Origin of the sequence: Sphingobacterium sp. SYP-B4668 (assembly GCF_027627455.1) — a bacterium.
In the GTDB taxonomy this organism is placed as follows: domain Bacteria; phylum Bacteroidota; class Bacteroidia; order Sphingobacteriales; family Sphingobacteriaceae; genus Sphingobacterium.
This window is the reverse complement of sequence record NZ_CP115483.1, coordinates 3,683,779-3,698,555: the sequence shown is the minus strand read 5'-3', so window position 1 is coordinate 3,698,555 and position 14,777 is coordinate 3,683,779. Positions and strand designations below refer to the sequence as shown.

The 14,777-nt window shown below is 43.5% G+C and carries 11 protein-coding genes; 10 read left to right on the top strand and 1 reads right to left on the bottom strand.

The window, feature by feature from the left end:
- Positions 1–342: 342 nt before the first annotated feature.
- The 3 genes from OQ289_RS15225 to OQ289_RS15215 all read left to right on the top strand — a co-directional run bounded on the left by OQ289_RS15225 (position 343) and on the right by OQ289_RS15215 (position 3,058).
- Complete coding sequence (locus OQ289_RS15225) at positions 343–546, top strand: hypothetical protein (RefSeq protein ID WP_270087713.1); 204 nt, start codon at positions 343–345, stop codon at positions 544–546.
- 19 nt (positions 547–565) lie between these two features.
- Complete coding sequence (locus OQ289_RS15220) at positions 566–1,828, top strand: erythromycin esterase family protein (RefSeq protein ID WP_270087712.1); 1,263 nt, start codon at positions 566–568, stop codon at positions 1,826–1,828.
- A gap of 450 nt (positions 1,829–2,278) precedes the next feature.
- Positions 2,279–3,058, top strand: coding sequence for a hypothetical protein (locus tag OQ289_RS15215; protein WP_270087711.1), 780 nt, complete (start codon positions 2,279–2,281; stop codon positions 3,056–3,058).
- 232 nt (positions 3,059–3,290) lie between these two features.
- Here the strand turns inward: OQ289_RS15215 and OQ289_RS15210 are convergent, their stop codons facing one another.
- Positions 3,291–3,719: a DUF1801 domain-containing protein gene (locus OQ289_RS15210; protein WP_270087710.1), complete on the bottom strand. Its 429-nt coding sequence runs from the start codon at positions 3,717–3,719 to the stop codon at positions 3,291–3,293.
- Between the two features lie 431 nt (positions 3,720–4,150).
- Here OQ289_RS15210 and OQ289_RS15205 point away from each other — a divergent pair, with 431 nt between their 5' ends.
- From OQ289_RS15205 to OQ289_RS15175, 7 genes are all read left to right on the top strand, one after another.
- Positions 4,151–4,786 carry an RNA polymerase sigma factor gene (locus OQ289_RS15205; protein ID WP_270087709.1) on the top strand — a complete coding sequence of 212 codons (636 nt, stop codon included), beginning with the start codon at positions 4,151–4,153 and terminating at the stop codon, positions 4,784–4,786.
- Between the two features lie 237 nt (positions 4,787–5,023).
- Entirely contained in the window at positions 5,024–6,199 is a 1,176-nt protein-coding gene (locus OQ289_RS15200; RefSeq protein WP_270087708.1) for a FecR family protein, read from the top strand.
- A 186-nt stretch (positions 6,200–6,385) separates the two neighbouring features.
- Positions 6,386–9,745 (top strand): TonB-dependent receptor, encoded by a 3,360-nt coding sequence (locus OQ289_RS15195; RefSeq protein WP_270087707.1) that lies wholly within the window; start codon positions 6,386–6,388, stop codon positions 9,743–9,745.
- 12 nt (positions 9,746–9,757) lie between these two features.
- Positions 9,758–11,458 carry a RagB/SusD family nutrient uptake outer membrane protein gene (locus OQ289_RS15190; protein ID WP_270087706.1) on the top strand — a complete coding sequence of 567 codons (1,701 nt, stop codon included), beginning with the start codon at positions 9,758–9,760 and terminating at the stop codon, positions 11,456–11,458.
- 22 nt (positions 11,459–11,480) lie between these two features.
- Positions 11,481–11,927, top strand: a complete 447-nt coding sequence (locus tag OQ289_RS15185) for a hypothetical protein (protein WP_033563061.1) — start codon at positions 11,481–11,483, stop codon at positions 11,925–11,927.
- Positions 11,928–11,955: 28 nt separating this feature from the next.
- On the top strand, positions 11,956–13,413 hold the full coding sequence (locus tag OQ289_RS15180) for a DUF5018 domain-containing protein (protein ID WP_270087705.1): 1,458 nt from the start codon (positions 11,956–11,958) through the stop codon (positions 13,411–13,413).
- A gap of 9 nt (positions 13,414–13,422) precedes the next feature.
- Positions 13,423–14,697 (top strand): family 10 glycosylhydrolase, encoded by a 1,275-nt coding sequence (locus tag OQ289_RS15175; protein WP_270087704.1) that lies wholly within the window; start codon positions 13,423–13,425, stop codon positions 14,695–14,697.
- The last annotated feature ends 80 nt before the right edge of the window (positions 14,698–14,777 follow it).

Sequence of the window (14,777 nt, the reverse complement as noted above, 5' to 3'; positions counted from 1 at the left end):
AGTGCTCTGATGGTGCGGGAATCTTGCCATATCCTTCATCATACCTATTAACCATACACTCTTGTCATCGCTCGGAAAGGTTTTGTCAAATTCCATTTCTTTAGGTACCAATAACAGGAGTTCTGCAAATGCGTACTAGCCTCTATTTTCGTTCATTTTGAAAAGTATCCGGCAACATCTTTTCAAAAATATCTCTGTTAGTAGAAAGTAAATTGTTTGGGTGGTAGGAGCGATTTCCCAATAATTTGTGGCAGAATTATTGTGTATGTGAGACTGACCTCAAGACGTGTTGATACAACAGGTCTTTGCTTAAATTATAGCACTACATAAATTACTTGAAAAATGATAAGAACCCAAGTCATATTCTTAGCTATTGCAGCAGGTCTGTTATTGATGGCTTCCTGTAGTAATGAAACTGTGTATCCGCAAAATGAAGGTGGAGGAAAATCGCAAAATGGACGTATGGTCAGCCAAAATTATTATACTTTTAAATTTAAGGTAGACGAAGGTGGGAAAGTGGCTCTGGTAGAATATTCCTTATTTTAGCCTAATCAATTATCTCGTTATGATAAAGTATTTTATTGTTATTCTATTTATATTACTGTTCGGCACTGTTCTTCTGGCACAGAAAAAGGAAGTAAGTTGGTTGAAAAAAGAAGTAATCGATCTCCATATCGATACAAATGGGACGCTCACAAGTACACCACAAGCCTTAAGGGAGTCTATTGGTGAAGCCCAGATTGTCCTGTTGGGCGAACAGACGCATGGAGACGGAACGGCGTTTAAAACAAAGGGACAGTTCATCAAGTTTTTGCATGAACAATTGGGTTTTGAAGTTCTCGTCTTTGAAAGCAGTCTTTATTTAGCCGAAAAATCTTTCCAAAATAGCAAGGTATCCGACAATCCAATCAAAGAACTTAGAGGCGCCACGTATCCGCATTGGTCTTGGACGAAGGAGGTACAACCCTTATTGGAATATATAGGCAAATCGACAAAGTCTAGTGACCCCCTGTTTGTTTCTGGGATGGATTATCAGGAGATCTCCAAAATTGATAGAGAGGGTTTTCCCATTGATTTGTTTATGGCATTAAAAAAGCTAAATATTACATTTATCAATCAAGATGAACAAAATGATTATTTTACATTTTACTCGTATTTGGCTAATTACTTTGACAATTTGCCGAAGAATATCCAAGAAAATGAGTTGAATGCTCTCTCTGATAAGTTCGTCAGCACTTCACAACGATTTTTAAGCCTATTGGACAACCATAGTACAGCAGATATCGAATTGCTTAAGCAGGTATTGCGGAACAAGGCGACGGTCGCTCCTGTATTGGTATCTCGAAAATTCAGGGATAAAGACTTTTCTAAGAATACCAGGGATTCCATTATGGCCGAGAATATTATCTGGTTAAAAGAAAAGCGATATCCGGGAAAAAAGATAATTGTTTGGGCGGCAAGCCGGCACATTGCACGAAATTATCAACCTTCCCCCGAAAAATCTGTTGGTGATTACTTGTATCAAAAATATAGGGATAAGATGTATTCCATCGTATTCATGGCTAATCAAGGCACTTGGGGTACCATTGGAATGAAAAACAGTAGGAATATACCTCCAGCAAAAGAGCATACATTGGAAAATCTATTTTTTGAGACCGGCAAACAAGATGTATTTCTAAACATAAGAAATTTAAATAGAGGTTCGTGGTTACTGACCGAACAAGTGGCACGGCCCTTTGGATATGTTGAAGAAGCTAAGGTATGGCCTAATATTTTTGACGGTATCATCTTTAATACGGAAATGGTAAAAACAAACATAGCCCAATAGCCAACTAATTCGGATGCTAGTCGAGGACTAAAAAGGAATGTACTATAATATGCGTATACTATCTTTTGTATTTTATTATTTGAGCTATCTAATTGCATGTTATGCGGTGGTAGCTATTTTGTTAAAACAATGCCGATATTGGCTGGGTCGAGCGATTGAATTTCGAGAGCAGGGGTATCCCATACAAGTTTTTTTTCTACGATAAATTCTATGGTCATCCATCCGCCCCACAACATAGCTTCGAGGATGTTGCACAAGTGAATATCTATTTGCAAAACCATTTATGACGTTTGTAAAGCCGTATCGAAGTTAAAACAGATGCAAAATCTTTGAAAAAATAAAACAAACCTGATTCCAAGGGTTCTTCAGTTGACTCAAATGTTCATCAACAAATGAACGCAGTTCATTTTGTACCGTTAAATTTATACACGCAATAAGAGAAACAAATAGATGAAAAGAAAATCGTTTAGAAATACATCGGCAATTGCTTTGCTATTTGTTGTTTTGATTTCCTGTGGACAAAAGCTAAAGCCCGCCGAGGTTAATCAACAATCCGATAAACGTATAGCACCAAAGCGCATAGGATCTGAATCTAGCAATACATCAAGTGTGCACACTATTGAGATAGAAATAGAGAAAATAGATAGGGCACAGTTTTACGCAGCCAAACACGCCGATAAAGTAAGTAAGCCGGTGGAGAAGATAACAGATTTTAAAATCGTACAAGAGCGATTGTCCGGAATTGTTGATTTCAACGAAATGGAGGGGTACTTAGGTGTCAAAAGAATAAACTTCAGGAACGGGACCTCTTCGGACGAGCAGAAAGACTTTGAAGAATACGCATTCGTCGCCTATTTTCCTAAGGAGGATATTCTTTTATGTGAAGGAGGCCATACGATAGATGTAAGCTTCGACTTGGGGACCGCCAAGGGGACCTATGATATAGGTAATCCAGCGTTTACGACGACCTCACCCAGTGGGAAATATAGGCTGAACAAAGTTTTTGAAGGTCAGGCGTGTTTTTACCATTTCATCCAAGAGAAGAAGGGCCAGAAATTTCAAAAAGTAGTCGAATTAAATGAAATATTTGAAAAGAAAACCAATAAATGGCTTTGTACGATAGAAAAGGAATTTTGGACGGACGACCTCACCCTTTTCTTTGGTTTGGTGACCCAATATAAAGAAGGAGGCAATGAATATGAATATTACAAAGTGAATCTAATGGAGTGATCATATTTGATAGTAAGTGCAAAGACCTTTAAAAAAGTATTGAACTGAGGAGCGCATGCCATTTGTTGAGATTTTTCGATTATCTACGCCGTTATATTATGTAACGGATATTGACACTTGGGTAGTCCACAAGTTTATTGAATGACTATTTGTGAAGCCCGACAGACAATTTCATCAAGATATGCCGTCGATGGACCCTTCTATCTATTGGTCCGCCTTTGTATCTACAATTCTAGGATCTGATACGGGTATATTTTTGACTGATGAAATCTATGGTGCCTTGCATAAGGGCCATGAGTACGTTTTCGTCAATATCAGCCAGCTTCTTGATGTAAATGCAAGCTTTGGCAATCTTGAACTTGCCTAGACCCTCCAACATATGCTCTTGCTCGGCACATCCCGTATGGACATATAAGGATATCGCAGCCTTGCGGGGTGAAAAACCGATCAAAGGAGCATCTCCCTCGTGCCCTGAAGCGTATTTATAGTGATAATGGCCAAAGCCAATAATGGAGGGACCATACATCTTAGCCTCCTCGCCCGACACATGTTGCATAAGGTCGATCAAGCGTAGGCTGTCTGCTCTTTTCTGCTCATTATCTACTTGATTGATAAAGGTAATGACAGACTCGTCCGTAAAGGTTGTTTTATTTGTTGGCATTAAGCGCTCCTTTGTATAAAATGTTTGAAACTAGTTAGTGCCTGTTTAAAATTCATCGAAGTAAAGTTCTCGAGGTCTCTTTTTGGCTGCGACTTCGTTATGTTGTTTTTAAGGTAGATGCGCACCTCTCTCAAAAATCGCGTATAAAATTTTCGTCATATCAATTTAAACCGGCTCTTAAACTTAGGTAAATTTGTATTTGTTTACAAATGCTTTTTAATCGAAGTTCGTATTTGAAGAATCCGTGATGGCTGTATGCGATATGGGTCCGAAATCAGTGCGCGACCAAGATGCTCTTTTCTACGCGCTACGGAAAGACTATCGACGGAGTGCTACACTTGACTAGACTTTAGCAGGGCGCATCTGAGCGGTAAGACACAGATTAGCATAAATTGTTTATATTTGGAGCACGCATTAAACCTAAATCGTATATGGAAGATGATGTTTTTACTAACCTGATGCTGGTCGATTTTATAGATGGTAGTGAAAGTGCATTGGATCACATCTACAAAAGCTTTGCACCGAAGGTATATAAGGTAGCCTACTTCCTGCTACAAGATAACGGTTGGAGTGATGATGTAGTACAGGAGGTCTTCATCAAACTATGGGAGAATAGGATGAAATTGCAACGTGAACAAAATCTATGGTCTTATCTATATGTGCTCACCAAAAGAGCTTCCCTCAATAAGCTGAGAAGTATCAAACGATCGAATACGTGCTTTCAACAGCTATGGTCCAATATCTCGGATGTCAACAATGAGGTTGAAGATCATATCTTAGCGAAGGAATTAGCCGATCAAATAGACCGATTTGTCGCACAATTACCACCACAGCAGCAGAAAATATTTACCTTGAGCCGTATTGGAGGTTTCTCCCATCAAGAAATTGCCGAACAATTGGGCATTTCACCCAATACCGTTAGAAATCATATTGTGCAAGTACTGAAAAGCTTTAGACAGTATACCTCTTCCAACGATCTAATCCTGTATATGATTCTTCCAACAGTGTGGGAGGCGTATTCCATATATTCTTCTGCACTCCCGCTCTCCCCAGCTGTCCACTTCTAGGGATATCAAATGGCTACTTTTAAGCTTTGCTAATCTGTATATTTATATTTATCATCCAATTGGTGGGTATTCCATTGATTAGTAAATATTTGTGCCGTGTCGACCGGTAGTGTTTTAATGGTGTATCTGCGTGGATACTAAAAAAATATAGTAATGGACTAGTTCATGTATAGGTTTGTGGTGTTCTATAGTCAACAAGTCGAAAAATCTTGTGTCAACACTTGAATGTAACCAGACATGGCTAATTATAGATTGAAGTATTTATTGTGGCGATATGCCAACCGGAGTATCGCGCAAGATGAATTGAAGGAGCTTTTGGATATTTTGTCATCGGATGATCCAGCCCACGTAGACCGTGAAATTGATCGACTTATCGATACATGCGGCATCTTGGAGGAGGATGTGCCGAATTTCGAAGTGGAGAAAGGACTCGCAAGGCTAAAAGCTGAAATCTTTACTGTAGATGTGGTGGATGGCGCCCCATTTGCTGTCTTTCCATGGCGCAAATGGTTTGCTACAGCAGTAGCCGCCCTGCTTATACTGGGTTTTGGCTTGTTTTGGGCCGTCCAGTATGTTGATTGGGAGGAGCCAACAGTTGTTGTAAAGCAGCAGGACATCCTCTTATCGGATGAAAATAATGCTCGAATTAGCTTGGCAGATGGCACTACTTATGATCTGCTGAAGGTTGATGATAACATCCTGCATAGCCAAGGGGTGACCATTAAAAAAGATGCTGCGAATCAGATTGTCTTTGCTGTATTGGAAGGCGAGGGCCCTGTCGAGATGAAAACTTTTATCAATCCCAAAGGCGGGACCGCCCAACTGATATTGGCCGATGGTACACGGGTATGGCTCAACTCCGGTTCAACAGTACAATATCCTTCTCGATTTGATACTAATCTTCGAAAAATAACGGTAACAGGAGAAGCGTACTTTGAAGTCACGCATGAAAGAACGCGACCATTTGTCGTCAAAGCAGCTTCTTCAGAGATAAAGGTGCTGGGTACACATTTTAATGTAAAGGCTATGGAAGGGGCAAAAGCGGTGTATACCACACTCTTCAATGGGTCGGTCCAAGTGGCAAGCCATCTGAAGAAACTTATTCTTGTCCCCGGCCAACAGGCCATTGCAAAGGAGAACGGGACCATCGATAGTCGGTTGGTCAATTTGGATGATGAGTTGGCCTGGAAGGCGGGCTATTTTCGCTTTGATGATGATGATATCCACAGTGTGATGGAACAGATTGCATCTTGGTACGACATAAAGGGGTATCAAGTGGAAGAAGTAACACCTGATTTATTTACGGGGGCACTCCAAAGGACCAAAAAGCTTTCGGACCTACTCGGTCAGCTGGAAAAAATATCCAATTATAAATTCAAGATAAAGGATGGGGAGGTCCTGGTTATGAAATAAATAGTATAAAAGGACAAAGAGTCGGAAGTGCGACCAACACTCCCGACAAAGTATGTTCGGAAAAAAAATAAACTAATCCAAATAATCCATTATTTACCAAACATTTAACAAATGTATAAATTTTACGGCGAAACCCGCAGTCCACTGCGGTGTGTCCTCTCTAGATTCGTATTTAGAATGAAAATTATGATGTTCCTGTTGGTGATTTCGCTGGTGAATGTGCAAGCGAGCACCTTCGCCCAAAAGGTAAGCCTCAATGTCAAAAAGGCACCCTTACGAAAAGTGCTAGACGAGATTCGGCGCCAGACAGGCTACGACTTTCTTTACAACAGCCGCACGATCAATCGAGGTCAGCTTTTTACGTTGAACGTGCAAGACAGCGACTTCAAAACGGTACTGGACCAAGTATTGACCCCCAATAGCCTGTACTTTGAAGTCGATAAAAATACAGTGCTCATCAAAGAAAAACGACCCTCGACTACAATGACAGTTCCGGTTGAGGATGTGCTGCAGCGGCAGGTCTCGGGGAAAGTAACGGATGTAGAAAACAAGCCCTTGCTCGGAGCAACAGTCGTGGTCCGCGGAACCAATGTCGTCACCACTACCGATGCGGAGGGACATTTTCAATTAGACGCCACTGAGGGGCAGACCTTAATATTTTCCATGTTGGGGTTTCAAAAGCAGGAAATCAGTATTGGGCAATCGGCAGTAATAAATGTCCGTTTGCAAAATGATGTCAGCGATTTGGATGAGGTCATTGTCGTGGGCTACGGTACACAGAAGCGTGTGCACATGACAGGCGCTGTGTCGCAAGTCACTGCAAAGGAGTTGACACGGGCACCCATGCAAAACGTATCGAATATGTTGACAGGCAAGTTGCCTGGTTTGACAAGTATCCAAAGCTCAGGTAAACCAGGAGAAGACGGTACCGCACTATATGTACGTGGGCTTAATTCTTTCGCGGGCAGCAATGGTCCCATGATTTTGGTCGATGGCGTGCCACGTCCAATAGACTATATCAATCCCAATGACGTGGAGTCCATATCTGTGTTGAAAGACGCAGCAGCGGCTATATATGGTGTGCAGGGCGCGAATGGGGTCATCCTGATCACGACAAAGAAAGGCTCCGCTGGTGCCACGAAAATATTTTACGATGGCGCTCGGGTCATCACCCAAAATACCGCCATGCCTGATTTTTTGAATGCTTCGGAGTATATGTATTGGAACAACAAGGCGAAAGAGATGGATGGTCTCACTCCAATGTGGGATGCTGCCATACAAAACAAGGTGCTCAGCAATGATCCTAATAGCATCTATGGTCAAACGGATTGGCTGGACAAAGTGTTCCGGACGGGTACCATGCAACAACACAATGTCTCCGCTTCGGGAGGTACCGAGAAATCGAAATACTTTGCCAGTTTGGGTATTATGGACCAAGAAGGAACCCTAATCAATACGGATTTCACGCGTTACAATGTGCGAACAAATTTGGACCTACAGGTTGCTAAAAATCTAAAGTTCACGGCCAATTTGGCGGGCATGCGATCGGATAGAAACTGGCCAGGAACAGCTATTGGTAATCAGACAGAATTTAGTCCCATTCGGCAGGCGATGACGGCCATACCTATTATCAAGAGTGAATACAATGGATTTCCGACTGCTTGGAATGGATCGCTCTATAATTCCAATGGCTATGCTGCATTGACCGAGTCAGGCTTTATCAAGCAGACCCGATGGGTGATGGATACCAACTTCAAGCTGGAATACGATTTTTCGGAGTTGTCTGACGCGTTGAAGAATTTGAGAATATCCATGTTTGGCTCCTACAATTATAGCAATACGACAGATGCGGCCTACAGCAAATATTATGAGTTGTACAGCCTAAACAGCAGCCTCGACGAAGGGCTTGTGGGCGCGAGTGGCTTTACACCGGACAATACCTTCTCCAAGTCGGCATCCTGGGGCGATACTTACTTGTGGCGTCCGCAGATTGACTACTTTCGCGAATTTAATAAGCACTATGTAGGGGCAATGTTCTTGTTTGAAACCAAAAAAGGCTATTCTGATACGATGACCGGTACCAAGCGCGGATATGTGACCGACAATCCGGTGGACCTATCTCTAGGTTCGACATTTGGGACAACACCTGTATCCGGCTCTCATGTGTATTCTGGAGGACAAGCTTCTTATGTAGGTCGAATGAATTACGGCTATGACGGTAAGTACTTGGCCGAAGCGGCATTTCGATACGACGGTTCCTATATTTTCGCACCAGGCAATCAATGGGGATTCTTCCCGTCGACATCTGTAGGATGGGTGATCTCTAAGGAAGACTTTTTTGCGAAGGCACTACCGCAGGTCGAACTCCTGAAATTGCGTGCTAGCTATGGTCGATCTGGAAATGATGCGGTGAGCCCTTTCCAGCACAACTCTTTATTCGCGCTTGCCAGCAATAGCATGGTCTTCGGAGGAGAGGCTATATCGCAATTCTATTCAATAAGTCCCTATCTATACCGTAACCTGAGATGGGCAACCACAGACAATTACAATATGGGATTGGATGTGGACCTCTGGGGACGTAAACTGGGCATCGAAGTGGATGTATTCTATAAACTGACAAAAGATATCCTGGAATCGCAGGGCGGTAATTACCCCCCTTCATTGGGAGGCTACTATCCCGCATACAAAAATTCGGGCAAAGTGGAGAACAAGGGATTCGAAGTTGTATTGAAGCACTTTAACCAACTCAATAAGGACTGGAACTATGCTTTGAAAGGATCTTTTGCTTTTGCGCAGAATCGGGTATTGTCCCGAATTATTGCCGACAATAGACCTAATTATCGGGCAGCTATTGGCGAATCTATGGGAGCAAGATATGGTCTACGTGCTGTGGGATTATTCCAATCAGCAGCCGAAATCGACAATTACCCCGCTGCGCCGTCAGGTTTTTTGCGGGTGGGAGATCTGAAATACGAGGATGTGAATGGCGATGGCTTAATCAGCTCTGAGTTTGATTTTGTGAAGACAGGTTATGGACAGGTTCCCGAAATCAACTTTGCGCTAAACATGGATGTTTCCTACAAGAACTTCTTCTTATCGATGTTGTGGCAAGGTGCCTCCCGAGTAGATTATGAACTATCGGGGGTATACGATTCTGGTGTAATGTCTTCTACGATGTATACCGCTCCATTTAGTGGAAATGGCAATGCTCCGGCCTATTTGGTGGAGCAGGCATGGACTCCAGATAATACAGATGCCCGCTATCCTAGATTGTCCACGGTGGCCAATGGAAATAATGCTTGGCAATCATCATGGTGGGTCGTGAATGGTGAGTATTTGCGCCTGAAGAATCTCAATATTGGATATGATGTACCGGCAAACCTTTTACGCAAGACACCGTTCAGCAAAGTGAATGTCTTTATTGCAGGTACCAATCTATTGACCTTTAGTCACTTTAAATATGTGGATCCCGAAAGCCCGTCGGTGAGTAATGGTTATTATCCACAGCAGAAAACATACAGTTTCGGTCTTAACGTAACATTCTAAGGAGACACTCAAATGAAAAAGAGAATTTTAACCCTATTTTCAATCGCCCTCATGGGATGTGGGATGCAAGCATGCAACGATGCTTTGGAGATAGAAAATACACAGAATCTGTCTGACCTAGCGGTATGGAGTACCGAGAGTGCTGCGGAGATGTATATAACAGCGGTCTACAAGACATTTACCGATGTATCACAGGTAGCCAACAGCCGTAACCAATATTTTGACAGTTACTCGGATTTGATGAAATCCACTTCTTGGGACCAATATAGCCATGGATATAACAAGGCGCTGTTGCAATCAAGTGCTTTTGTAGTAGGCAGTGCAGGCCCTCTGGATGCTTGGTCTTCGGTATATAGTGACCGCATAAGGCGAGCGAATGTGCTATTGGATGATATCAAGCGCTACGGTGTCTCAAAGTTTGGCGAAGAATGGTGTGATATCCGGCGTGCTGAGGCGAGGCTTTGCCGGGCATTCTCGTATTACCGATTGATTCGGGTATATGGGGGTGTGGTGCTCCGTACAGATGTGTCGGGAGCTTCAGGGGGAGTAGATGACGGTGCCAACGCATCTGATGTACACCGTGCTCGCGCTACGGAGGCAGAAAGTTGGGACTATGTATTGAAGGAGTTGCAATGGAGTGCCGAACATCTTCCTGAATCATGGCCCAGTGCCTGGGAGGGAAGAGCCACCAAAAAAACAGCCTATGGCTTGCTCTCTCGTATGGCTTTACATGCCAAGGAATGGCAAATCGCAGTTGATGCGGCAGAAAAAGTCAAACAACTGGGAGGGCGCTTGGCGGCCGACTATAGTAAAGTCTTTCAAGTAGATGGTGGGCAAGACAATACAGGAGAAATCTTGTTTAAACTCAATTTCTTAAGTGGGAGTGTGATGCACAACTACGATAAGTACAATCGTCCATTCGGGGATAAAGATGTGCATTCGACAGACGTATATGCTGAACATGTCCCTACCGCTGAGCTGGCTGATTTGTATGAATTTAAAGATGGAACGAATTTCTCATGGACCACTTATGGTAATACCCATGCCGACCCATATACAGATAGAGAACCAAGATTTCACGCAACAATTCTATACAACGGTGCCAAATGGGAGAATCGTACGATCGAAACTTTTGTGGGTGGTGCGGACGGTTTTCAGGCCTTTACGCAAGCGGGTGCGACGGCAGGTCATACCTGTACGGGATACTATCTACGCAAGTATCTACAAGAAGGAAATGCTGATTTTGTGACTCAAGGCAGTTCGCAATATGATGCGGTATTGCGTTATGCCGAAGTCTTGTTGAACAAAGCCGAAGCGTATGCCGAATTGGACTTCGGAGGTTACAGAAGTCAAGCTTTGGATGCGCTCAATGAAGTGCGCAATCGAGTGGGGCTTCCTTCACGCACCCCTGCAGACACCCCCACTAAGGAAGTCTTTATGGAATACCTACGTAAGGAGCGAGCGGTTGAATTGGCGGGTGAGGGACTTCGCTATTGGGATTTACGCCGTTGGAAGCGGGCCGAAGCGGTAATCAATGGGAAAAATGCACATGGTACCAAGATTACAAAGGCCGCTAATGGCAGTCTCTCCTATGAGACGGTAGCTGTAGATGGGGGCAGTCCACGGATATTCTTGACGAAGTACTATTATTTTTCCTTGCCAACTGCCGAAACTGCCAACAACAATTTAGCGGATAATAATCCGAATTGGTAATTGTAAATTTTAGATTTTGAACATGAAATTAGTACATATAATGAACCCATGGCTGCTCGGCCTGCTAATAGCTTTTGTATTCGGCAGCTGTGCAAAGGAGAACGAGGAATTTATTTTCGTGCATGACTCCAACTTGATTACCCAGATGATTGGCAAGGCATCCCACTCGGGAGGCGAATTCAGGGGAGAGATTTATGAATTCAACAAAGCAGGTGAGATGATGGAGGCAGGATTTAAACAAGAAGATGTCGAGGGAGGCTATGGATTGATTCTCTTCCCAATTTCGGCAACTTTGCAAGATGATGTCGACCTGAGCAAGATATATCTGCGAGCTACCGTGACCTATGACGAAATCATCACACCTTCCTTATCTGGAAGGCATGATATCTCCGGAGACGGAATGATTATTACCGTGACATCGGGCGAGCGGACGAAGCGCCAATATCGGGTCAGGGGTTATTTTGAATAGAATGTCTTAAGTTATTGATATATAGATTATGAAGACTTTAAATATGAAATTGTACGCTATTCTTTTCTTTTCATTCCTGTTGAGTTTGGGCGGGTGTAAGGAAGAAGACCTCAATAGCGAACCTGCTATCGTAACCTCCTTTTCGGTGGTCGGGAAAGACGATGCTTTTTATAAAGGAAAAATAAATGAGGACAATACCATTACAATCAAGGTATCACCTTATCTGGATGCAGAGGAAGTACTGGCAGCTGCGGTGCCTACATTTTACCTAGCGAAGGGGGCGACGGTATCTCCAGACCCGGCTATACCTCAGAATTTTGCGCAGGAAGGTGGCGTGAAGTACACGGTCACAGCCGAAGACAAGGTGACCAAGCGGGACTACACCGTCGTCTGGGGCGTGTCCGATCATTTGCCAGATGGAGCAGGGTTTAGCTATGCAGAAGTGAAGACGGCAAAGAACTTTGTGCAGCTTGGCTACCCTGGCGAGCACAATAACTTTAATCTACCGGATTCGAAGCTATATGGCGACCTGAGTATGTACCATGCATATTGTGGATCACATATCGTGCTTTTATCGCGTCAATATGTGGCCAGCGATGCCAATTCTCCATATGGTATCAAAGTAGTGGATAAAACGACTTTAAATCCTTCTGTTGCTTTTAACCTCGGAACAATAGCCCTTGAGGATCTAAAAATGATTTCTTCGGACTATAAGGGTAAATGTGTAGGGGCAGTGGTCAGAAATGGAGAAACTGAATTCTTTTATTGGGCCACGCCAACGGATGCCCCGAAATCTATCGGTAAAATTGGGGCAGATATGGCATCAACTACGGATGGTTCGAGTAATTTTCAGGTAGCAGGAGATATTTCAGGCAATGCTTGGATAACAGCAATGGCGCCGCGCGGTGCGAAGGGGCCTCATTATCGGGTGAAGGTATCTAATGGGCAGTTGGCCTCGACCTATTCGACGTTAGAGACCGGATATTCGAGCACAGATTGTACCGGTTTTCAAATGATAGCGCCTATGAATGATTCGGACAGCCCGAGTTATGTGGTCGGTGACACGCAGGGTACACCCAATACGGCAAATAGCAACAAGGTATACCTGAATACATTTGCCGGATCGACCACTACCGTGATGCCAGGATTGTGGCAGAATATCCTGCAGGCTTGGTGGGTAGGAACAGGATTCTCCACCGCACGGATAGGGGGCAAATCTCCTTTTGTATCGGCACTGGTAATCAATGGGAAGAGCTATGTACTGGTGACAAGTGGTACGTCATGGTGGCATGCTGCAGCTGTGCTCAATGCCGATTTGCAGACCTTGGCCCATCCCAACCTGAATATTACAAGCAATATAAATCGTGGCTGGAGCTACGGGGCTTGGGCTGATTGGTACTATGACGAAGTAGCGAAGGAAGCACACCTGGCTGTGTGGTTTGGTCGTGACGGATTGAAGACGTATAAATTAACCTGTTTTGAATAATCACCCCTCATGAGATTTTTAACAATTTTGATATATATCCTAGTTCCTTTACTTTTTACGGCTTGCTCAAGTGTAAAAAAAATGGAAACGGGGGCTACCGAGAAACCTAAGATGCTTTGGTTTGATTCGGAAGCCAATTTTAAACGATTTTCTTCGAAGGACAGCATCCGATATTATCTGGATAAGGCCAAGGCCACTGGGTTCAATGAAATTGTAGTCGACGTGCGCCCCGTGCAGGGGGACGTACTCTATAAGAGTAAGATTTTGGAACCGTTGACCAGTTTTGGAGATGGATACACGTATAAGCGGGATTGGGATTACCTCCAATTTTTTATCGACGAAGCGCGTAAGAGATCTTTAAAAATTACGGTTTCGGCGAGTATCATGCCTGTAGGCATCCTGCATACTAAAAGTGGTCCTGCATATAGGAGCTCATTCTGGGATGATAAGATTGCTATCGGCAATACGCCCGAAGGTTTGAAGAATATGAAAGAAACAGACTACATGGGCGTATTCCTCAATCCTAATCTGGCTTCGGTCAGGAGCTTGGTCAAGTCATATGTAGATGAGATCGTTTCGAACTACGAGTTTGACAGTTTCGCGTTGGACTACTGTCGTTTTGCAGATGTACGCTTTGATTTTTCGGACTCTTCACGGGTAGCCTTTGAAAAATATATTGGCAAAAGTGTCGAAAAATTTCCAGAGGATATCTTTAGTTACAACAGTAAGAAGGAACGTGTACCCGGAAAGTATTACAAAGAATGGTGGGAATTTCGAGCGATGACTGTTCGGGATATCGTGCACGAGCTGCGGCACACCGTAAAAGCGAGAAAGCCTAACGTGAACCTTACCTATTGGGCGGCTTCTTGGATTAATGCGACCTATGTCAATGGACAGAATTGGGCCAGTAAAGGATCTTTTGATGCGGCCAAATCCTATCCTGAATGGGCAACCGACAACTATAAGAATGCTGGTTTTGCGGATGAATTGGACGCCTTCATCGTAGGTGCATACCTCACCGATCTGTATGGTCTGGATAACAACGAATCTATCGAATACGCATTAGATCGGGCAAATAAACTGATTGGAAAGAGTACGAAAGTGTACGGATCGCTATATGGTCTTAGCAATAAGGATACAATGGAGGAAGCGGTATATCTGACGATGCAAAAGAGCGCTGGACTGATGGTGTTCGATATTGTGCAAGTCATTGACTTTGATTTGTGGGCCGACATCAAGAAGGGAATAAACCGTGCCGAGGCAGAAGAGAAAATAGGACAATAGCCTATTAGAGATAAGCGAAGCTCATGTGCTCACAAAGTGATTATATGCGAAATATCCATGTAGCTCAGATTGTACAAACA

Coding starts and splice junctions, on each gene's coding strand:
- OQ289_RS15220 (WP_270087712.1), top strand. CDS start 566: ATGATAAAGTATTTTATTGTTATTCTATTTATATTACTGTTCGGCACT.
- OQ289_RS15180 (WP_270087705.1), top strand. CDS start 11,956: ATGAAGACTTTAAATATGAAATTGTACGCTATTCTTTTCTTTTCATTC.
- OQ289_RS15215 (WP_270087711.1), top strand. CDS start 2,279: ATGAAAAGAAAATCGTTTAGAAATACATCGGCAATTGCTTTGCTATTT.
- OQ289_RS15225 (WP_270087713.1), top strand. CDS start 343: ATGATAAGAACCCAAGTCATATTCTTAGCTATTGCAGCAGGTCTGTTA.
- OQ289_RS15200 (WP_270087708.1), top strand. CDS start 5,024: ATGGCTAATTATAGATTGAAGTATTTATTGTGGCGATATGCCAACCGG.
- OQ289_RS15185 (WP_033563061.1), top strand. CDS start 11,481: ATGAAATTAGTACATATAATGAACCCATGGCTGCTCGGCCTGCTAATA.
- OQ289_RS15190 (WP_270087706.1), top strand. CDS start 9,758: ATGAAAAAGAGAATTTTAACCCTATTTTCAATCGCCCTCATGGGATGT.
- OQ289_RS15205 (WP_270087709.1), top strand. CDS start 4,151: ATGGAAGATGATGTTTTTACTAACCTGATGCTGGTCGATTTTATAGAT.
- OQ289_RS15195 (WP_270087707.1), top strand. CDS start 6,386: ATGATGTTCCTGTTGGTGATTTCGCTGGTGAATGTGCAAGCGAGCACC.
- OQ289_RS15175 (WP_270087704.1), top strand. CDS start 13,423: ATGAGATTTTTAACAATTTTGATATATATCCTAGTTCCTTTACTTTTT.
- OQ289_RS15210 (WP_270087710.1), bottom strand. CDS start 3,719: ATGCCAACAAATAAAACAACCTTTACGGACGAGTCTGTCATTACCTTT.